The 15,914-nt window shown below is 59.5% G+C and carries 15 protein-coding genes and 1 riboswitch; of the genes, 8 read left to right on the forward strand and 7 right to left on the reverse strand.

Going from position 1 to position 15,914, the window contains the following annotated elements; translation table 11 throughout:
* The first annotated feature begins 183 nt into the window (after window positions 1-183).
* Complete coding sequence (locus BUE15_RS21855) at window positions 184-339, forward strand: hypothetical protein (protein ID WP_170865158.1); 156 nt, start codon at window positions 184-186, stop codon at window positions 337-339.
* Window positions 340-382: 43 nt separating this feature from the next.
* On the opposite strand, the gene BUE15_RS00005 is transcribed toward BUE15_RS21855, so the two are convergent.
* The 3 genes from BUE15_RS00005 to dxs all read right to left on the reverse strand — a co-directional run bounded on the left by BUE15_RS00005 (window position 383) and on the right by dxs (window position 3,797).
* Entirely contained in the window at window positions 383-931 is a 549-nt protein-coding gene (locus BUE15_RS00005; protein WP_073280648.1) for a YceI family protein, read from the reverse strand.
* 167 nt (window positions 932-1,098) lie between these two features.
* The gene (locus tag BUE15_RS00010; protein WP_073280649.1) at window positions 1,099-1,848 is read right to left on the reverse strand and encodes a hypothetical protein; all 750 of its coding nucleotides are present in this window, start codon (window positions 1,846-1,848) and stop codon (window positions 1,099-1,101) included.
* A 5-nt stretch (window positions 1,849-1,853) separates the two neighbouring features.
* Window positions 1,854-3,797 carry a 1-deoxy-D-xylulose-5-phosphate synthase gene (gene dxs, locus BUE15_RS00015; RefSeq protein WP_073280650.1) on the reverse strand — a complete coding sequence of 648 codons (1,944 nt, stop codon included), beginning with the start codon at window positions 3,795-3,797 and terminating at the stop codon, window positions 1,854-1,856.
* Between the two features lie 331 nt (window positions 3,798-4,128).
* On the opposite strand from dxs, the gene BUE15_RS00020 reads away from it, so the two are divergent.
* Window positions 4,129-5,220 carry a lysylphosphatidylglycerol synthase transmembrane domain-containing protein gene (locus BUE15_RS00020; RefSeq protein ID WP_073280651.1) on the forward strand — a complete coding sequence of 364 codons (1,092 nt, stop codon included), beginning with the start codon at window positions 4,129-4,131 and terminating at the stop codon, window positions 5,218-5,220.
* Between the two features lie 69 nt (window positions 5,221-5,289).
* Here the strand turns inward: BUE15_RS00020 and BUE15_RS00025 are convergent, their stop codons facing one another.
* The gene (locus BUE15_RS00025; RefSeq protein WP_073280652.1) at window positions 5,290-5,706 is read right to left on the reverse strand and encodes a lipocalin family protein; all 417 of its coding nucleotides are present in this window, start codon (window positions 5,704-5,706) and stop codon (window positions 5,290-5,292) included.
* A gap of 247 nt (window positions 5,707-5,953) precedes the next feature.
* Here BUE15_RS00025 and BUE15_RS00030 point away from each other — a divergent pair, with 247 nt between their 5' ends.
* The 4 genes from BUE15_RS00030 (at window position 5,954) to BUE15_RS00045 (ending at window position 10,252) form a co-directional block, all read left to right on the forward strand.
* Window positions 5,954-6,241, forward strand: a complete 288-nt coding sequence (locus tag BUE15_RS00030; protein WP_073280653.1) for a LysM peptidoglycan-binding domain-containing protein — start codon at window positions 5,954-5,956, stop codon at window positions 6,239-6,241.
* A gap of 350 nt (window positions 6,242-6,591) precedes the next feature.
* Window positions 6,592-6,704: riboswitch (SAM riboswitch) on the forward strand.
* 370 nt (window positions 6,705-7,074) lie between these two features.
* Window positions 7,075-8,463, forward strand: coding sequence for an O-acetylhomoserine aminocarboxypropyltransferase/cysteine synthase family protein (locus tag BUE15_RS00035; protein ID WP_073280654.1), 1,389 nt, complete (start codon window positions 7,075-7,077; stop codon window positions 8,461-8,463).
* 243 nt (window positions 8,464-8,706) lie between these two features.
* Entirely contained in the window at window positions 8,707-9,738 is a 1,032-nt protein-coding gene (locus tag BUE15_RS00040; RefSeq protein WP_073280655.1) for a homoserine O-acetyltransferase family protein, read from the forward strand.
* A complete protein-coding gene (locus BUE15_RS00045; RefSeq protein WP_073280656.1) occupies window positions 9,731-10,252 on the forward strand; it encodes a hypothetical protein in 522 nt (173 codons plus the stop codon). Before BUE15_RS00040 ends, BUE15_RS00045 begins: the two co-directional genes overlap by 8 nt.
* A gap of 134 nt (window positions 10,253-10,386) precedes the next feature.
* On the opposite strand, the gene BUE15_RS00050 is transcribed toward BUE15_RS00045, so the two are convergent.
* On the reverse strand, window positions 10,387-11,613 hold the full coding sequence (locus BUE15_RS00050) for an alpha/beta hydrolase (RefSeq protein WP_084548706.1): 1,227 nt from the start codon (window positions 11,611-11,613) through the stop codon (window positions 10,387-10,389).
* Between the two features lie 99 nt (window positions 11,614-11,712).
* Here BUE15_RS00050 and BUE15_RS00055 point away from each other — a divergent pair, with 99 nt between their 5' ends.
* Together BUE15_RS00055 and BUE15_RS00060 are read left to right on the forward strand one after the other, a co-directional pair.
* Window positions 11,713-12,618: a S66 peptidase family protein gene (locus BUE15_RS00055; protein ID WP_073280658.1), complete on the forward strand. Its 906-nt coding sequence runs from the start codon at window positions 11,713-11,715 to the stop codon at window positions 12,616-12,618.
* Window positions 12,619-12,629: 11 nt separating this feature from the next.
* Window positions 12,630-13,151: a GNAT family N-acetyltransferase gene (locus tag BUE15_RS00060; RefSeq protein ID WP_073280659.1), complete on the forward strand. Its 522-nt coding sequence runs from the start codon at window positions 12,630-12,632 to the stop codon at window positions 13,149-13,151.
* A 74-nt stretch (window positions 13,152-13,225) separates the two neighbouring features.
* On the opposite strand, the gene BUE15_RS00065 is transcribed toward BUE15_RS00060, so the two are convergent.
* Together BUE15_RS00065 and cysS are read right to left on the reverse strand one after the other, a co-directional pair.
* Complete coding sequence (locus BUE15_RS00065; protein WP_073280660.1) at window positions 13,226-14,248, reverse strand: M28 family peptidase; 1,023 nt, start codon at window positions 14,246-14,248, stop codon at window positions 13,226-13,228.
* A 63-nt stretch (window positions 14,249-14,311) separates the two neighbouring features.
* On the reverse strand, window positions 14,312-15,859 hold the full coding sequence (cysS, locus tag BUE15_RS00070) for a cysteine--tRNA ligase (protein WP_073280661.1): 1,548 nt from the start codon (window positions 15,857-15,859) through the stop codon (window positions 14,312-14,314).
* Window positions 15,860-15,914: the final 55 nt, after the last annotated feature.

The following is a 15,914-nucleotide window of genomic DNA, read 5'->3' on the forward strand; positions in this document are numbered from 1 at the left end:
CGCTCTGCCTGCCGCCAGGCAGTGTACTGCGTCAGGACCTGGGTCTGGTGGGCCATACCCCGGCCGGCGTGGTGGTGGAGATGCCCCACAAGAAGCCGCCGAAGCGGGAGTTGACCTTCGCTCAGCAGCTGTACAACCACTTGCTGAGCCCCTTACGCGTGGTCATCGAGCATGCCCACCGGAATGAAGCGCTTGCGCATGGTACAGGACACGCTGCGCTTGCGCGGCCAGTGGCGGCGCGACACGGTCATCGTGGTCGCCTGCGGGCTGCACAACCTACGCGTGCGCAGTCCCCTGCGCCTCTACGCGCCCGATAAATTCCCCAAACTGTCCGAATAAGGTTTATTATATGCTTAGGCCAAGAAACGGCTCAGGAGGTTCCTTACGCGGCTACTTCTTCCTTCTGCTTGGCAAACTGCAGGCTCGCCGACAGCTTCACGTCTTCGCTCACCACAATGGAACCAGCCTCAGTCACGCCGTTCCAGGTCAGGCCGAAATCTTTGCGGTTGATTTTGCCAGTCACTTCAAAGCCAGCTTTCTGGTTGCCGTAGAAGTCGCCGGCCTGTCCGCCATACTCCACGTCAAACGTCACGGATTTGGTAACGCCGTGCAGCGTCAGGTCGCCGGTAACTTTATACTCACCTTCGCTCTGCTTCTCAAAGGAAGTCGAAACGAACGTCAGCTCCGGATACGTTGCGGCATCGAAGAACTCCGCGCTTTTCAGGTGCTCGTCGCGCTGGGCCTGGTTGGTGTCGATGCTGTCGATTTTGGCCGAGAAGCGCACCCGGGCGTTGTCGAACGACTCACCTTCAGTGGTGGCTTCGCCTTCAAACTGCTTGAACGAGCCCGTTACCGTCGAGATAACCAGGTGCTTCACTTTGAACTGTACTTCGGAGTGCGTAGGGTCGAGAACCCAAGAGGTAGTAGCCATGTTGGTAAGCGGTTGAGGTTGGAGACACTGAACATATTGTCAAGCAGCTTCACTGCCGGAACTGAAACAAATGTATGTACATTTTTTTAATCAGTGTACATACATCAATAAATATTTTTTTGTTCCTCTCTGGCTATGGCCTCAGTATCAAAGGTTGCTGCCGCTTGCTATTGCTTCACGGTGTAATCTACTGTTATATCATCGCACCCGCCCTGCTTCGAGCATCTGTAATCATACCACACCATGCCCTGGACGCCTCTGGCTTTAGAAATTTTAATTTTCAAAAGACTGGGCATGTGAGATACATGGCCGCTATAATTCACACTGAACAGGTACTGTGGCTCAGCCTGTCCTTTGATAATAATGTCCTCCAATTCTACCCGGTAGAAGGCATATTGCTGGCGGGTTTGCTGATAGCAGACCCATTTCTCACCTATCTGAGCATTGAAGCGCAGGAATGGCTCTTCCTCAAAGCCTGCTGGTATAGCAGCAAAAAACGCCGGATAACTGGCCTGCAACTGGCGCACATGCGCCTGTACGGCGGGCAAGCGCCGTGCTTCTGCAGCGGCATCCCAATCGACCAGGTGTGTATTCATGGCCAGCCAAACAGTGTCTGCCCTTTGCCGAAGAGTAAACAGGACGCTGCTATTCTTGCCGTAACTGACAGCAAGTTGGCTGTACGACTTACCGTTCCGATGGAACGGTTTAGGCAATATCTTGGCTGTGCAGGTTGAAATTTTACTGTTACGCGGCAAATTTCCCTTAATCACCTTTGGGGTGAAAGCAGTAACCGCAGGCATCAGCGGAAACAGCCCTCGTTCGGGCACCTGAGCCCATATACTTAGGCTAGTAGCCAGAGAAACAAAAGAGAGCACCAGCAATAGCCGATACTCTCTTTTTGTACTTTCGAAATTCATAAACTTTACAGCAGCACCGTTTCTACCGGCGCCTGGGCAGCTACTTTGCCGGCCATTTCACGCAGAGCCTGGGCAATACCATCGGCGTCGAAGCCGCACTCTCTATAGAGCTCATCCTGGGTGCCGTGCTCCACAACGCGGTCCGGAATGCCGAGGCGGCGCACCGGAACCGTATAGCCGTGGTCGGCGAGGAACTCCAGCACAGCGGTACCGAAGCCACCTTGCACGCAGCCATCTTCTACGGTTACAATAGCCTTGTAGTGCCGGGCAATGTTGTGCAGCATTTCCTCATCCAGCGGCTTGCAGAAGCGCATGTCGTAGTGGCCGGGGTTGAGGCCTTCGGCGCGCAGCTTTTCGGTGGCTTTCACGGCGTAGTTGCCGATGTGGCCGATGCTGAGCACCGCCACGCCTTCGCCCTCGCGCACCACGCGGCCCGTGCCCACGGTAATTTTTTTCATCGGCTTGCGCCACTCCGGCATCACACCTTCGCCGCGGGGGTAGCGGATGCTGAACGGACCGGCGTTTTCGGGCAGCGTGGCCGTGTACATCAGGTTGCGCAGCTCCTCCTCATCCATCGGGGCCGAAACCACCATGTTCGGGATGCAGCGCATATAAGCCAGGTCGTAGCAGCCGTGGTGGGTGGGGCCGTCGGCGCCGGCAAAACCGGCACGGTCAAGACAGAAAACCACGTGCAGGTTCTGCAGGGCCACATCATGCACTACCTGGTCGTAGGCGCGCTGCATGAACGAGGAGTAGATGTTGCAGAACGGTACCAGCCCCTGCGTGGCGAGGCCGGCCGAGAAAGTCACGGCGTGCTGCTCGGCAATGCCCACGTCGAAGGCGCGGTCGGGCATGGCTTTCATCATAATGTTGAGCGAGCAGCCCGAAGGCATAGCCGGCGTCACGCCCATGATTTTGTCGTTCTGCTCGGCCAGCTCCACGATGGTTTCGCCGAACACGTCCTGGTACTTGGGCGGCTGTGGTTTCTCGTAGGTTTTCTTGTGTATTTCGCCCGTCACCTTATCAAACAGGCCGGGAGCGTGCCACAGCGTCTGGTCTTTCTCGGCCAGGGCGTAGCCTTTGCCCTTCACCGTCACGCAGTGCAGCAGCTTGGGGCCCGGAATGCTTTTGAGGTCGTGCAGGATGGTCGCGAGGTGCTGCACATCGTGGCCGTCCACGGGGCCGAAGTAGCGGAAGTTCAGCGCCTCAAACAGGTTGCTTTGCTTGAGCAGCGTGGCCTTCATGGCCGACTCCACCTTGCGGGCAATCTGCTGAGGGTTGGGGCCAAACTTGCTGAGCTTACCCAATACGTTCCACAGCTCGTCGCGCACTTTGTTATAGGTGCGGGAAGTGGTGATGTCGGTGAGGTACTCCTTGAGCGCGCCCACGTTGGGGTCGATGCTCATGCAGTTATCATTCAGGATAACCAGCAGGTTAGATTTCTCGACGCCCGCGTGGTTCAGCGCCTCGAAAGCCATACCGGCCGTCATGGCTCCGTCGCCGATTACGGCAATGTGCTGGCGGTCAAACTCTTTCTTGTAGTCGGAAGCCACGGCCATGCCCAGCGCCGCCCCGATGCTGGTAGAGCTGTGCCCTACCCCGAAAGCGTCGTACTCACTTTCGCTGCGCTTGGGAAAGCCCGACATGCCCTTGTAGCGGCGGTTCGTCGGGAACCGGTCGCGGCGGCCCGTCAGGATTTTGTGGCCATATGCCTGGTGGCCAACATCCCAGACCAGCTGGTCGTGGGGCGTATCGAAGACGTAATGCAGGGCCACCGTCAGCTCCACTACTCCCAGCGAAGCACCGAAATGCCCGCCGTAGATCGAAACCGAATCAATAATGAACTGACGGAGCTCCTGGCTGACCTGCACCAATTGGTCCGGGCTGAGCTTTTTCAGGTCGGCGGGCGAGTCTATAGCTGCCAGCAATTCACCGGGTTCGACGATCATATATAGAGAGGGGACGCGTGTGGGAATTAAGTAGCGAGGCAACAGGGAAATAGCCCAAAAGGTTAGGACTATCCGGATACGGCAAGCACGCTATACAGCAAAGGTACGATTTTTCCGGCCTGTAAGCGGGTGCGTAGCCCCCCTCAAACCAAGGGGTTTGCAGGCCTTAGACGGCTTTTTTGGTAACGCTCATGCCGCATACGGCCTTCTACTGCCGTGCGTTATTTTGCCACACGCCAGCCACCAACGCCCTGCACCCGGCCGCCACCAATACGGCAGGCCGCTGCCTTGGCAGAAACTGTACCTTTGTCTCCTCACCTGCCCTCTGCCCATGCCCCAGCCCATTCCCGCCGACGAACAAGCTCAGGACCAGCAACTACTCGACCGGCTTCGGCCTTCGCGCATTGTGCTGCCGGTGCTGATCGGGCTGAGCGTGGTGGGCTTCATGTTCTGGCGCAGCTACAAGCCCGGCGACCTGGCCCCGCTGGCCAATGCCAAACCCCTGTGGCTGGTGCTCATGGTGCTGATTCTGCTGGCCCGCGACGCCGGCTACGTGTACCGCATCCGCTACCTGACCGAAAAAGTGCTGAGCTGGCGGGCTTCGCTGGACGTAATTATGCTCTGGGAGTTTTCGTCGTGCGTGCTTCCTTCAGCCGTTGGCGGCACGGCCGTGGCGCCCGTGCTGCTGCATAAGGAAGGCATTCCGCTGGGCAAATCGGTGGCCTACATCATGGCCACAGCCATGCTCGACAACTTGTATTATGTGCTGGCCGTGCCGCTGGTAGTCCTTATCGGGGGCGACGCGCTGTATCCGCACGAGGCGCTGCAGGGCGGCCTGATTGCCACCCTACGTATCGGCTTTGTTCTGAGCTATGTGTTCGTGACGGTGTACGCGGGCCTGATGATGTATGCCATCTTCATCAATCCGCAGTCGGTGAAGCGGCTGCTGGTGCGCCTGTTTTCGGTGCGGGTACTACGGCGCTGGCGCAACAAGGCCTACAAGCTCGGCAACGAGCTGATTCTGGCTTCCGGGCAGCTGCGCGGCAATGGGCTGGTGTACTGGCTGCGCGCTTCTCTCAGCACGGCTTTCGTCTGGACGGCACGCTACCTGGTTATCGGCTGCCTGATTGCAGCGTTTATTGATGTAACCTGGCCAGAGTTCTGGCTGATTTTCGGCCGCAACCTCACCTACAAAGTCATTCTGCTGATTGCCGTGACCCCCGGCGGCGCCGGCATTGCGGAAGGTGCTTTCCCCACTTTCTTCGGCAAATTCATCGGCACGCCCACCATGACCAACTTCATGGTGCTACTGTATCGTATCCTCACCTATTACCTCTACCTCGTGCTGGGCGCCATCTTCCTGCCACGCTGGGTAACGCGCATTTTCGGCAAGCGGGAGGCGCAAAAGGTCATGTCCTCCTGAAAAGCTGGCACAACAAAAAGGCCCTCCTGCATTGTGCAGAAGGGCCTTTTTGTTGGCGCATTCTTAGCGCTATTCTTTCTCTAAGCGCAGTTCGGCGCCAGCAGCGCTTTTCAGCGTCAGCTTGTCGTCCGTGAGCGTTACTACATCAAAGGAGTTGCTCTGGGCTGCGCCATCGGGGGTCATCGTAATTTTCTTGCCGGCCTGGTCGAAGTCGTACTTACCGTTTACGGCGCCAGCGGGCGAGGTCATGTTGTACTGGCCGTTGGCAAAGAACGTGATACGCTCGTCCTCCTGCGCGTCGGTCTGCTTCACTTTGTCGCCGGTGGCATCCAGTTCCTTGTCGGTTTTCCAGACTTTGCTGGTGGTGCCATACAGCATATTTACGCCTTCAACTTTGCCTTCTTTGCTGCCGCAGGATGCCGTGAACAGAGCAACCAGCACGAGCAGGCTGGCCAGAAAGCGGAAGGGATGGGAGAGGGTTTTCATACGTTGGTTGATGGTTGGTTGGGAGATGCAACAGCCTGTTTCCGGGCCAGCCGCAGAAGCCGATAGCCTGGTGGCCGCTGTTGCGCTTCTTACGGGAGCTACCTGTAAGTTGTTCAATACTTCGAAAAGTGTATACTCAACCGTGCATCCCATAACTTATTGTTGGCCTTGGCGTAAGAAGCCCTGACGAAGAGCCGCCGGGCTACTTCCCGCTGTTTCTCCCACTTCTCCTAAACCAACCACGACCATGGGACTGTTTGATTTTCTCTCGAATGAAGGCGAAAAAAAGCCGGTCGAGCCTGCTAATAAACCCGCTGGTAGCGGCGCTACCGACTTTTTCGGCAATGCAAATGCGGCCGCTGACCAAGGCGAAACCTACACTGTTGTGAGCGGCGACTCCCTCTCTAAAATTGCCAAAAACCACTACGGTGATGCAGCCAAATGGCATCAGATTTATGACGCCAACAAAGGCGTTATCGGTTCCAACCCCGACCACATCGAAGTGGGCCAGGTCCTGACACTGCCGAAGGCCTAGCCGCACGCTCTATAAGAAATATCCAAAAAGCCGCCCCACCAGTGGAGCGGCTTTTTTGCTGTAGTATCAGGCTCTGACTGCCTTTGGCTAGTGACATAATCAGGTGCCTGCATAGCGGTGCTGTATAGCCGGAGCAAAGCAATGAGCTGTTTGAAAGCACTGCTACAGGGCGTCTCAACATCGTTAATCATCTATTTATCAACTAGTTCATTATTGCCATTCCTGGCGGCAGCTGAAATTCACTTAAGAGCAAAATATTTGCGGCGACTATTGTGAATATGGAAACTGCGCTTATACCTTTGTATCACCAACACGGTACTCCCCCGCTCGCGGCGGGGTAGTTTTCATAGGATTTATACAGAAGCGGCGAGAGAACAGGCTCCCTGACCCGCTGGCAACCTTCGACCGCGCGAAAGGTGCCAATTCCTGCCCGACCGGCTTTTGCCGACGGGGCATATAACCCGAGTGCCATGGAAAACACCCTCGCTTTCGTTCTGCCGTTTCCTGCCGCCCCGGTTGCTTTGCTGCACACCGCGCGGCCGCAGGTTTTTCGCGTTTCCGAAGTTGCTGCAGCCCATAGCCCTGCGCGGCGAATGCGCTGTTGGGACACGTGTTGTTGCTGTTGCTAACCTGCTTTTCAGGTAGCTAGCCTCCTTCAGCCTTTCGGCTACGCTGTGCCTGCTTTTAGCAGCCGGCTCCCTTTCCACACTTGCTGTTTTTCGTGCTGCGTTGCCAGCCGCTGCTGTGGCTTTGGCCCCGGCTACGCCCTGCCGTAGCCCTGTTGGCTCATTCTGCTTCGCTTTCCTCCCTGTTTCCTTAACGCTACGACCATTATGGCTACTTCAGCCCTTCATTTCGAGACGCTTCAACTTCATGCCGGTCAGCAGCCGGACCCCGTAACCGGCTCACGCGCCGTGCCGCTCTATCAGACTACCTCTTATGTCTTCAAGAACGCGGAGCACGGCGCCAACCTGTTTGCCCTGAAGGAGTTTGGCAACATCTATACGCGCCTGATGAACCCTACTACCGACGTGTTTGAGCAGCGCATTGCAGCGCTGGAAGGCGGCGTAGCGGCGCTGGCGGTAGCATCGGGGCAGGCGGCGCAGTTTATTGCCCTGAACAACATTCTGCAGGCCGGCGACAACTTCGTGAGTACCACGCACCTGTATGGCGGCACTTACAACCAGTTTAAGGTGGCTTTCAAGCGCTTGGGCATTGAAGTGCGCTTCGCGGATGGCGACCAGCCTGAAAAGTTTGAAGCCCTGATTGACAGCAACACCAAGGCCCTCTACCTCGAAACCATCGGCAACCCCAGCTTCAGTATTCCGGATTTCGAGCGGATTGTGGCCATTGCCAAAAAGCACGACCTGCCGCTCATCGTCGATAACACGTTTGGAGCCGGCGGCTACCTGTTCCGGCCGCTGGAGCATGGCGCGCACATTGTGGTAGAGTCGGCCACGAAGTGGATCGGGGGCCACGGCACCAGCATCGGGGGCGTAATTGTGGATGGCGGCACCTATGACTTTGGCAACGGGAAGTTTCCGCAGTTTTCGGAGCCGAGCGAAGGATACCACGGCCTGGTTTTCAGTGAGGTATTCGGCAAAGGCGGTCTGTTCGGCAACATTGCCTTCATCATCAGAGCGCGGGTAGAAGGGCTGCGCGATTTTGGGCCTTCGCAGAGTCCGTTCAATTCCTTTCTGCTGCTGCAGGGCCTCGAAACGCTGAGCCTGCGTGTGGAGCGCACCGTGGAAAACGCCCAGCGCCTGGCTATCTGGCTGGAGCAGCACCCGCAGGTGGAAGCCGTGAATTACCCCGGCCTGAAAAGCAGCCCCTACTATTCGCTGGCCCAGAAATACCTGACGCGCGGCGCCGGCGGAGTGCTCACTTTTGCCATCCGGGGCAGCAAGGACACGGCCACGCACTTCATCGACAATCTGAAGCTGATAAGCCATCTGGCAAATGTCGGCGACGCCAAGACGCTTATTATTCAGCCCTCCGCAACCACGCATCAGCAGCTGTCTGACGAGGAGCAGCGCGCCGCCGGGGTTACCCCTACCCTGCTGCGCCTGTCGGCAGGCATCGAGCATTTTGAAGATATCCGGGCTGATTTGGCGCAGGCATTTGAAGCCGTACGCCAGGCCGCGCCCCACCAGTCGGGAGCAACAGGCAGCACGCTGCTGCCTGAGCCGCAACCCGAACATACCGCTACGCTGGAGGTCTAGTGAGAGGGTTGGGAACCGGCCGTTTTGAGAGGGCGGCCGGCTTCACCTTCAGCCTGGCGGTATGCGGGCAGGGCGCTCCTTTTTTTGTGAGAGAGGGAAGTAGCGCTACCTGCCCGCCCATAGCCGGGGCTGAGTTGGCCAAGGCCGGCTCAGCCTGCGGGCTATGTTAGCAACAACGTGGCCCGGAGCAGTGCTCCGGCCGCATTCCGGGGTAGATACTGCCCCTTTTTCATTCGACAAGCTATGAGCGACGAACCGCACATCTTTCGGCTACCGTGCGCTTTGCGGCTGGAAAGTGGCGCCGTGCTGCCACAAGTAGATATTGCCTACCAGACCTACGGCCACCTCGCCCCCACCCGCAACAACGTGGTGTGGGTCTGCCACGCCCTTACTGCCAATGCCAACGTGCTGGACTGGTGGGCAGGCTTGTTTGGCACCGGCTGCTATTTCGACCCGGCCGACTGGTTTATTGTCTGCGCCAACGTGGTAGGCTCCTGCTACGGCAGCACCGGCCCGCTTTCTGTGGACGAAACAACGGGCCTGGCTGCCTATCAGGAGTTTCCGCTCCTGACCGTCCGCGACTTGGTAGCGGTGCACGAGGCCCTGCGGGAGCATCTGGCGCTGCCCCGGATTCATACCGTAATCGGGGGCTCGTTGGGTGGGCAGCAGGCCGTGGAGTGGGCTGTGCAGCGGCCGGCTCTGTTCGAAAACTTAGTGCTGCTGGCGACAAACGCGCGGCATTCGGCCTGGGGCATTGCGTTCAATGAGGCGCAGCGCCTGGCTATTCTGGCCGACCCTACCTATGCGGCGGCCGCGCCCGACGGTGGTGCAGCCGGCCTGCAGGCCGCCCGGGCCGTGGCGCTGCTCAGCTACCGCAGCTACGACGCGTACCAGCGCACGCAAACAGAGCCCGACGAAGAAGCGCTGCACGACTACCGCGCCAGTTCCTACCAACGCTACCAGGGCAGCAAGCTGGTAGCGCGCTTCAATGCCTACTCCTACGTGGCGCTTTCCCGGACCATGGACACGCACCATGTGGGGCGCGGCCGCAACGGTATTCGGGCGGCCCTGGCGCGGATACGGGCCCGCACGCTGGTGATTGGCATTACCTCCGATGTGCTGTTTCCGCCGGCGGAGCAGCAGCTGCTGGCGCGCTACATCCCCGGGGCGGTGTATGCCGAAATGGATTCCCAATTCGGTCACGACGGTTTCCTGATTGAAACCGCGCAAATCTCCCATACCCTCGAACGATTTTACGTCCAGACGTATGCATAGTGAAGTTATATCAGCGGCCGAGCGGCCGGAATTTGCCCGCCCAGCCCATATTTTCCGCTTCGAAGCACAAGCCAGCAGTGCCGTAGACCGCGCTTTTGCAGCCAGCCGCGGGCAGGCCATCCGGCCGCAGAGCAGCCTGCAGCGCCTGCCCAACGGCCAGACGGTGCAGCTGACCATGCCGCAGCTGGTGGGCACCGACAGTGCCCTTGGTCCTAGCTCTGAAGCCCCTACCGCCTCTGTCTTCTCAGATTTTCCTGATGCAGACCTGCTCGCCGACCTGGAGTTGGAAATCTATCTGCGCACGGATGAGGAGCGGATTATTGATCTGCTCGATTTCAGCGAAATTTCGGAAGAGGCGGATGAGGACGGCTACGTGGTGGGCTATGTGGCCCTAGCACACCTTATCCGCCACCACGATACGCTGCGCAAATACGGCGTGTTTCTGCTGCGTACCGGGCCACTCCGGATTGTAAGCGCCGAAATCCAGAGTATAAGTACAGCGTCTGCCGCGTAGTATCAGTTTTTGATATCACTCCTTGCTAAAAGCAGCGGCGCAAAAGGTGCTGTTTGGCTCACCCGAACGGCAAGCTTAGCATGACGTTCCAAGGGCTTTCTGTCAACACAGTCTAGTTAGCAGCTTCGGTTTGATTACTCAAACAACAGCCGAACAGGAGGCAGTTGCTCGCCGCGCAGCAGATAGGTTCCGGCCTTCAGCCCTTCGCGCAGCAGCAATTGGTTGGCCTCTTCCCACCGAAAACGCCGTACTACCCGGCCGGTGGCATCCAGCATTTCCATTTCCTGCGGCCTGAACACCACTCCACCTGGCACCGACAGACGGATGTCGGTGGAAGCCGGCACCGGGTATGCGTTGGCGGTCTGGCCTTTGATATTGGTAGCGTTGGCAGCACTTAGTACCGTGCCCGGCTGCCGCAGCAAGGGGCGCAGAAAGTCCCGGATAGTGCGGAACGTGGTATCGGCGTAGGCCAGCCCGTTGGCGCTGGTGCTTTCGAAGGGAATGTGGCCGGCTCCGCGCAGGGTGCGCAGCGTGTTGGGCACGCCCACCGCCGTGGCGCGCGGATTCAGCAGGCCGCTGCCCACCACATATTTGGGCGGCAGCGAAGAGCCAACCCGGCCTTTCAGATAAGGCACTACGTTGTCGGCGGTGCCGTGCACGCTGCACAGTGGCGGGTTGCCGGGCTCGATGTAGCTGGTACTTTCGGTGGCGCCGCTCAGGTTGAGCACGGCCAGCACTGCACTGCTGTAGCCAGGGTTGCCGCTTTGCCCCTCGATGCCGCCCAGACTGGCAAGCCCCACATAGGCCGGCACTTCCGCATCCCTATCGAGGTAGCCGACCTGCAGGGCGCAAAAGCCACCCGCCGAAGAGCCGCCCACCACTATGTAGCGCGGGTGAGCCCGGTAGGTGCGCGCGGTGGCCGCATCCTGCCGGAAAAAGCGCACGGCAGCCCGCATGTCCTGCATTCCGCGGATGGAAGCCTTGGCAATATTGACGGTATCAAACGGGAAGAACAGCAGCCGGTAGTCGATGCTGGCCGTGACGTAGCCGAGACGGGCCAACCGGGTGCACACGTCCACCATGTAGGCATCGGTGCGGCTGCCCGTCACGAAACCTCCCTGATGCGCGAAAATGATGACCGGCCGGCGGCTCACCGTGTCGCCGGTGGGCTGATAGATGTCCATGGCCAGCGGCTGCGTGGCGCCCAGAAAGTTGATGGCCGAGCCATACACCACGCCGCTGGTTACCGTCACGTTCGGAAAGATGGGCTGGTAGTAGCGGCCGCCGGTGGTATCAATCTGGGCCGAAGCGGCGGCCTGCAGGCCCAGCCAGGCCAGCAGCACGAGTAGGAATCTGTTCATAGCGAATGACTTACTGAATGAGGATGTATGCTGGTCAGGACGTGGAAATGCGAAGCAGGGTTCCGTAAGTTTACGGCTTCACTTGCACTGGTTTCCTCTATGCCCGCTACTGCTCCCGCTCCCCTCCGCCCCGGCGACCAGGTGGCCATCGTCTGTACTGCCCGCTCGGCCTCGCACGAAGAGCTGGCCGCCGCCGTTGCGGTGCTCGAAAGCTGGGGGCTGCGCGTCGTGCTGGGCGAGAGTACCAACATCCGTTACCACCAGTTTGGCGGCGAAGACGAGGTGCGTCGCCGCGACTTTCAGCAGCAACTCGACAACCCCGAAATCAGGGCCATCCTGAGCGCGCGCGGCGGCTACGGCACCACTCGCATCATCGACCAGATTGACTTTTCGCGCTTCGCCGATACCCCCAAATGGGTGGCCGGCTTCTCGGATATTACCACGCTCAACTGCCATTTGCTGCGGCTGGGCCACCAGAGTATTCATGGCGTGATGCCGCTGCTCTTCACTCAGCCCGGCGGCGAAGCCTCATTGGAAAGCTTGCGGCGGGCGCTGTTTGGGGAGGCGGTGCGCTACGAAGTGCCCGCGCATCCGCTTAACCGCCTGGGCACGGCCACCGGCGAGCTGGTCGGCGGCAACCTCAGCCTGCTGCAGACTCTTACCGGCACGGCGTCGGAGGTGGCTACGGCCGGGCGCATTCTGTTTCTGGAGGATATTGACGAGTATCTGTATGCCATTGACCGGATGATGGTGCACCTAGACCGGACCGGCAAGCTGCGCGACCTGGCGGGCCTCGTGGTGGGGCACTTCACCAATCCGCAGGACAACACGGTGCCATACGGCCAGACGCCCAACGAAATCATCCAGCACTACGCCGACAAGTACCGGTTTCCGGTGGCGCACGGCTTCCCGGTAGGCCACGAGCCGCAGAATATGGCCCTCATCTGTGGCCGCCCGGCACGCCTGACCGTGGACGAAACGGGCGCTCAGCTCGAATACATCTAAGCCCACCACACATGGCCCTCATGATTCGCCGGGTAGATGCCGCCGGAGCCTTGCCCTACCTTCCCGAGCTAACCGAGCTGCTACAGGACGCCGTAGACACGGGCGCTTCCGTGGGATTTTTGCCGCCGCTGCCGGCCGTCGAGGCTACCTTTTTCTGGCAGAACGTATTCGATGCCGTACAAGCAGGCGCCCGGATTCTCCTGCTGGCCACCGACGGAACGCAGGTGCTCGGTTCCGTGCAGCTTGACCTGGTTGAGAAACCGAACGGCCTACACCGCGCGGAGGTGATGAAGCTACTGGTGCATTCCCGGGTTCGGCGCCAGGGCATTGGCCGCCAGCTCATGCACGCCCTTGAGCAGGAAGCGCGCCAGCACAAGCGCACCACGCTGGTACTGGACACGCTCCAGGGTGAGCCCTCCGAGCTTTTGTACCAACGCCTGGGCTACGTGGCAGCCGGGTCAATTCCGCAGTTTGCCCGCGTAGGCAGCGGCGCGCTGGAGCCTACGGTTATCTACTATAAGCTGCTTGCTTAGCGGCACATTCCTATCACAAAAAAGCCTCAGCACTGGTGTTGCTGAGGCTTTTTTTGATGAAAACAGATTAGTTTCTACTCGCCGTAAATCGTCTGGAGTACCGTCTGGCCAACGGCTTTGAGCGTGCGTTTGTCGATGACGCTCATGTTGTCGTCGGTGGTATGGTGGTAGGCCGGGAAGTAGTCGTCGCCGACGGGCAGGTGGTCGATGATGTCGATGGTACGCACACCGGCCTGGTTCGTGAAGACGTGGTCGTCGGTGATGCCGGGCGAGTCCTGAAACAGGAAGTAGTCGGAGTAGCCAATCTGGGCGGCAATGTTCCACACTTTGTCCACCACGTCGCGGGCCCGCTGCCGGGACAGGTCTTCGCGGCTGAACTTGCCGTTTTTCGCGCCCACCATGTCCAGCAGAATCCCATATTCGGGCTTGTAAGCGGCGGGCATCATGTTCTTGGCCCAATACTGTGAGCCCAGGCACCAGCTCGAACCACCCGACGACTCCAAGCCCGCCAGCTGGTTGGTCAGCTCACTTTGCGTGCTCGAATCGTAGCCATAGTCCTCAGCATCAAACAGAATAAAGTCGATGCCGACGGCGGGCGTGAGGCTGTCGGGCTGGGCCGCCAGAATGCGGGCCATTTCCAGCGCCACGCCTACGCCGCTGGCCCCATCGGAGGCGCCATCCAGCGGGGCATTCTTGTTCTTCTCGTCCTTATCGGCAAACGGGCGCGTGTCCCAGTGCGCGAAGATGGCAATGCGGCGGGCAGCCTGGGGCTGATACTGCGCGACGATATTGCGCGCTTTCAGCATCTTACCATCAAACGCCATAGCCTGAAACGGCTGTTCCCGCACGGTCAGGCCGTAGCTCTGAAACTTGCTGATCAGCCAGTCGCCGGTTTTGACGTGCGGCGCCGTGTTGGGCACCCGCGGCCCAAACGCCACCTGCTTCGCCACGAAGGCATACGCCGAATCGGGATTGAAAACGGGCGCAACCGGCAGCTTGTCCGGCGTTTCTACCTCGGTAGTGGTTTTCTTGTCGGGGCAGCCGGTGAGCACCAGCAGAGCAGCCAGCGCCAGCGGTGCAAGACGGAAGAGTTTCATCTAACTAAATGTGCTTTTCTTGAATAGAACGCCCTGCCGGAAGCCCGTGGGCATACCGCAGACCTACTCTTCGCTGTAGGCCCAGTCGATGCCCGCTTTGGTGTCCTTCACCACGATTCCCTGCGCTTTGAGGGCCGCCCGGATCTGGTCTACCTTGTCGTAGGCTTTGGTGGCTTTGGCTTCCTGATAAAACTCCAGCGTGAGGCTCAGCAGGTCTTCGGCGCTGGCGCGGGGCTCGTCTACGAGGCCCAACACGTCCTGCACCAAGGTCTGATAGGCCTCTGTGGCTTCCTGCACGGCGGCAGCGCTTACCGTAGCCAGCGTGGCCGGGTTGGCCTGGAAACCGTTGAGCTTGCGCAGCAGATTGAACAGGCTGGCAATGGTGCGCGCCGTGTTCAAATCGTCGTTCAGGCCCACGAAGCAGTCCGCCACCAGCTTACGCAGCTCGGCATCGGCGGCCGTGGTATCGGGGGTCTTGCCTTCGACCACGGGCTCCACGGTGCGGGCCTTTATTACATCCGGCGACAGGCTGGCTTCGCGCAACTTATCGAGCAGGCGCAGGCCGTTCATCAGCTTGCGGTAGCCTTTGCGGGCGGCCTGCAGGCCTTCATCGGTGATGTCTACGGTGCTCCGGTAGTGGGCCTGCAGCAGGAAGAACCGCACCGTCATGGGCGAGTAGGCCTGTGCCAGCGTGGCGTTGGTGCCCTCGAACAGCTCCGAAATAGTGATGAAGTTGCCGAGCGACTTGCTCATTTTGGCTCCGTTCACCGTAATCATGTTGTTGTGCATCCACACCTGCGCCTCGTTGGTGGGATGGTTGCAGGCCTGGCTCTGGGCTATTTCGCACTCGTGGTGCGGGAACATCAGGTCCAGCCCGCCGCCATGAATGTCGAACTCGGCGCCGAGGTACTTGCGGCTCATGGCCGAGCACTCCAGGTGCCAGCCCGGAAATCCGTCGCCCCAGGGCGAGTTCCAGCGCATGAGGTGGCGCTCATCAGCCTTTTTCCAAAGGGCGAAATCCAGGGGGCTGCGCTTTTCGTCCTGCCCGGCGAGGTTGTCGCGGGAGCCGGCCAGCAGCTCTTCCACCACGCGGTTGGACAGCTTGCCGTAGCCGCGCCCGGCGGCGTTGTAAGCCGGCACATCAAAATACACGGAGCCGTTTACCTGGTAGCCGAAGCCGTTGTCGATAATCTGCTGCACCATCTCAATCTGCTCGATGATGTGGCCGCTGGCGCGGGGCGTGATGTCGGGCGGCAGGCAGCCCAGGGCCTCCATGTGACTCTGGTAGAGGTTGGTATACTGCTCGGCTACCTGCATAGGCTCCAGCTTCTGGGCCCGGGCGCGCTTGCTGATTTTGTCTTCTCCTTCGTCGGCGTCGCCTTCCAGGTGGCCCACGTCGGTGATGTTGCGCACGTAGCGGACGGTGTAGCCGAGGTGGCGCAGGTAGCGGGTCAGCACGTCAAACACCACCGGACCGCGGGCATTGCCCACGTGGGCTTCGCTGTACACGGTCGGGCCGCAGAGGTACACACCCACGAAGGGCGCGTTCAGGGGTTCGAAAGTGGCTTTGCGGCGGGTAAGCGTATTATAAAGCGAAAGAGGGTGCTGCATGGCCGCAAAGGTAATCAGGTTGGTGGGGTGAGGAAGTGTAAAGTAACGGGGGTGA

It is taken from the genome of Hymenobacter psychrotolerans DSM 18569, assembly GCF_900142395.1.
GTDB classification, from domain to species: domain Bacteria; phylum Bacteroidota; class Bacteroidia; order Cytophagales; family Hymenobacteraceae; genus Hymenobacter; species Hymenobacter psychrotolerans.

Excerpts from the sequence above, each read along its gene's own strand:
- BUE15_RS00040 (WP_073280655.1), top strand. The coding sequence starts at position 8,707 with ATGAGCGACGAACCGCACATCTTTCGGCTACCGTGCGCTTTGCGGCTG.
- BUE15_RS00005 (WP_073280648.1), bottom strand. The coding sequence starts at position 931 with ATGGCTACTACCTCTTGGGTTCTCGACCCTACGCACTCCGAAGTACAG.
- BUE15_RS21855 (WP_170865158.1), top strand. The coding sequence starts at position 184 with ATGAAGCGCTTGCGCATGGTACAGGACACGCTGCGCTTGCGCGGCCAG.
- BUE15_RS00035 (WP_073280654.1), top strand. The coding sequence starts at position 7,075 with ATGGCTACTTCAGCCCTTCATTTCGAGACGCTTCAACTTCATGCCGGT.
- BUE15_RS00065 (WP_073280660.1), bottom strand. The coding sequence starts at position 14,248 with ATGAAACTCTTCCGTCTTGCACCGCTGGCGCTGGCTGCTCTGCTGGTG.
- BUE15_RS00060 (WP_073280659.1), top strand. The coding sequence starts at position 12,630 with ATGGCCCTCATGATTCGCCGGGTAGATGCCGCCGGAGCCTTGCCCTAC.
- BUE15_RS00055 (WP_073280658.1), top strand. The coding sequence starts at position 11,713 with ATGCCCGCTACTGCTCCCGCTCCCCTCCGCCCCGGCGACCAGGTGGCC.
- dxs (WP_073280650.1), bottom strand. The coding sequence starts at position 3,797 with ATGATCGTCGAACCCGGTGAATTGCTGGCAGCTATAGACTCGCCCGCC.
- BUE15_RS00025 (WP_073280652.1), bottom strand. The coding sequence starts at position 5,706 with ATGAAAACCCTCTCCCATCCCTTCCGCTTTCTGGCCAGCCTGCTCGTG.
- BUE15_RS00050 (WP_084548706.1), bottom strand. The coding sequence starts at position 11,613 with ATGAACAGATTCCTACTCGTGCTGCTGGCCTGGCTGGGCCTGCAGGCC.
- BUE15_RS00020 (WP_073280651.1), top strand. The coding sequence starts at position 4,129 with ATGCCCCAGCCCATTCCCGCCGACGAACAAGCTCAGGACCAGCAACTA.
- cysS (WP_073280661.1), bottom strand. The coding sequence starts at position 15,859 with ATGCAGCACCCTCTTTCGCTTTATAATACGCTTACCCGCCGCAAAGCC.
- BUE15_RS00030 (WP_073280653.1), top strand. The coding sequence starts at position 5,954 with ATGGGACTGTTTGATTTTCTCTCGAATGAAGGCGAAAAAAAGCCGGTC.
- BUE15_RS00045 (WP_073280656.1), top strand. The coding sequence starts at position 9,731 with ATGCATAGTGAAGTTATATCAGCGGCCGAGCGGCCGGAATTTGCCCGC.
- BUE15_RS00010 (WP_073280649.1), bottom strand. The coding sequence starts at position 1,848 with ATGAATTTCGAAAGTACAAAAAGAGAGTATCGGCTATTGCTGGTGCTC.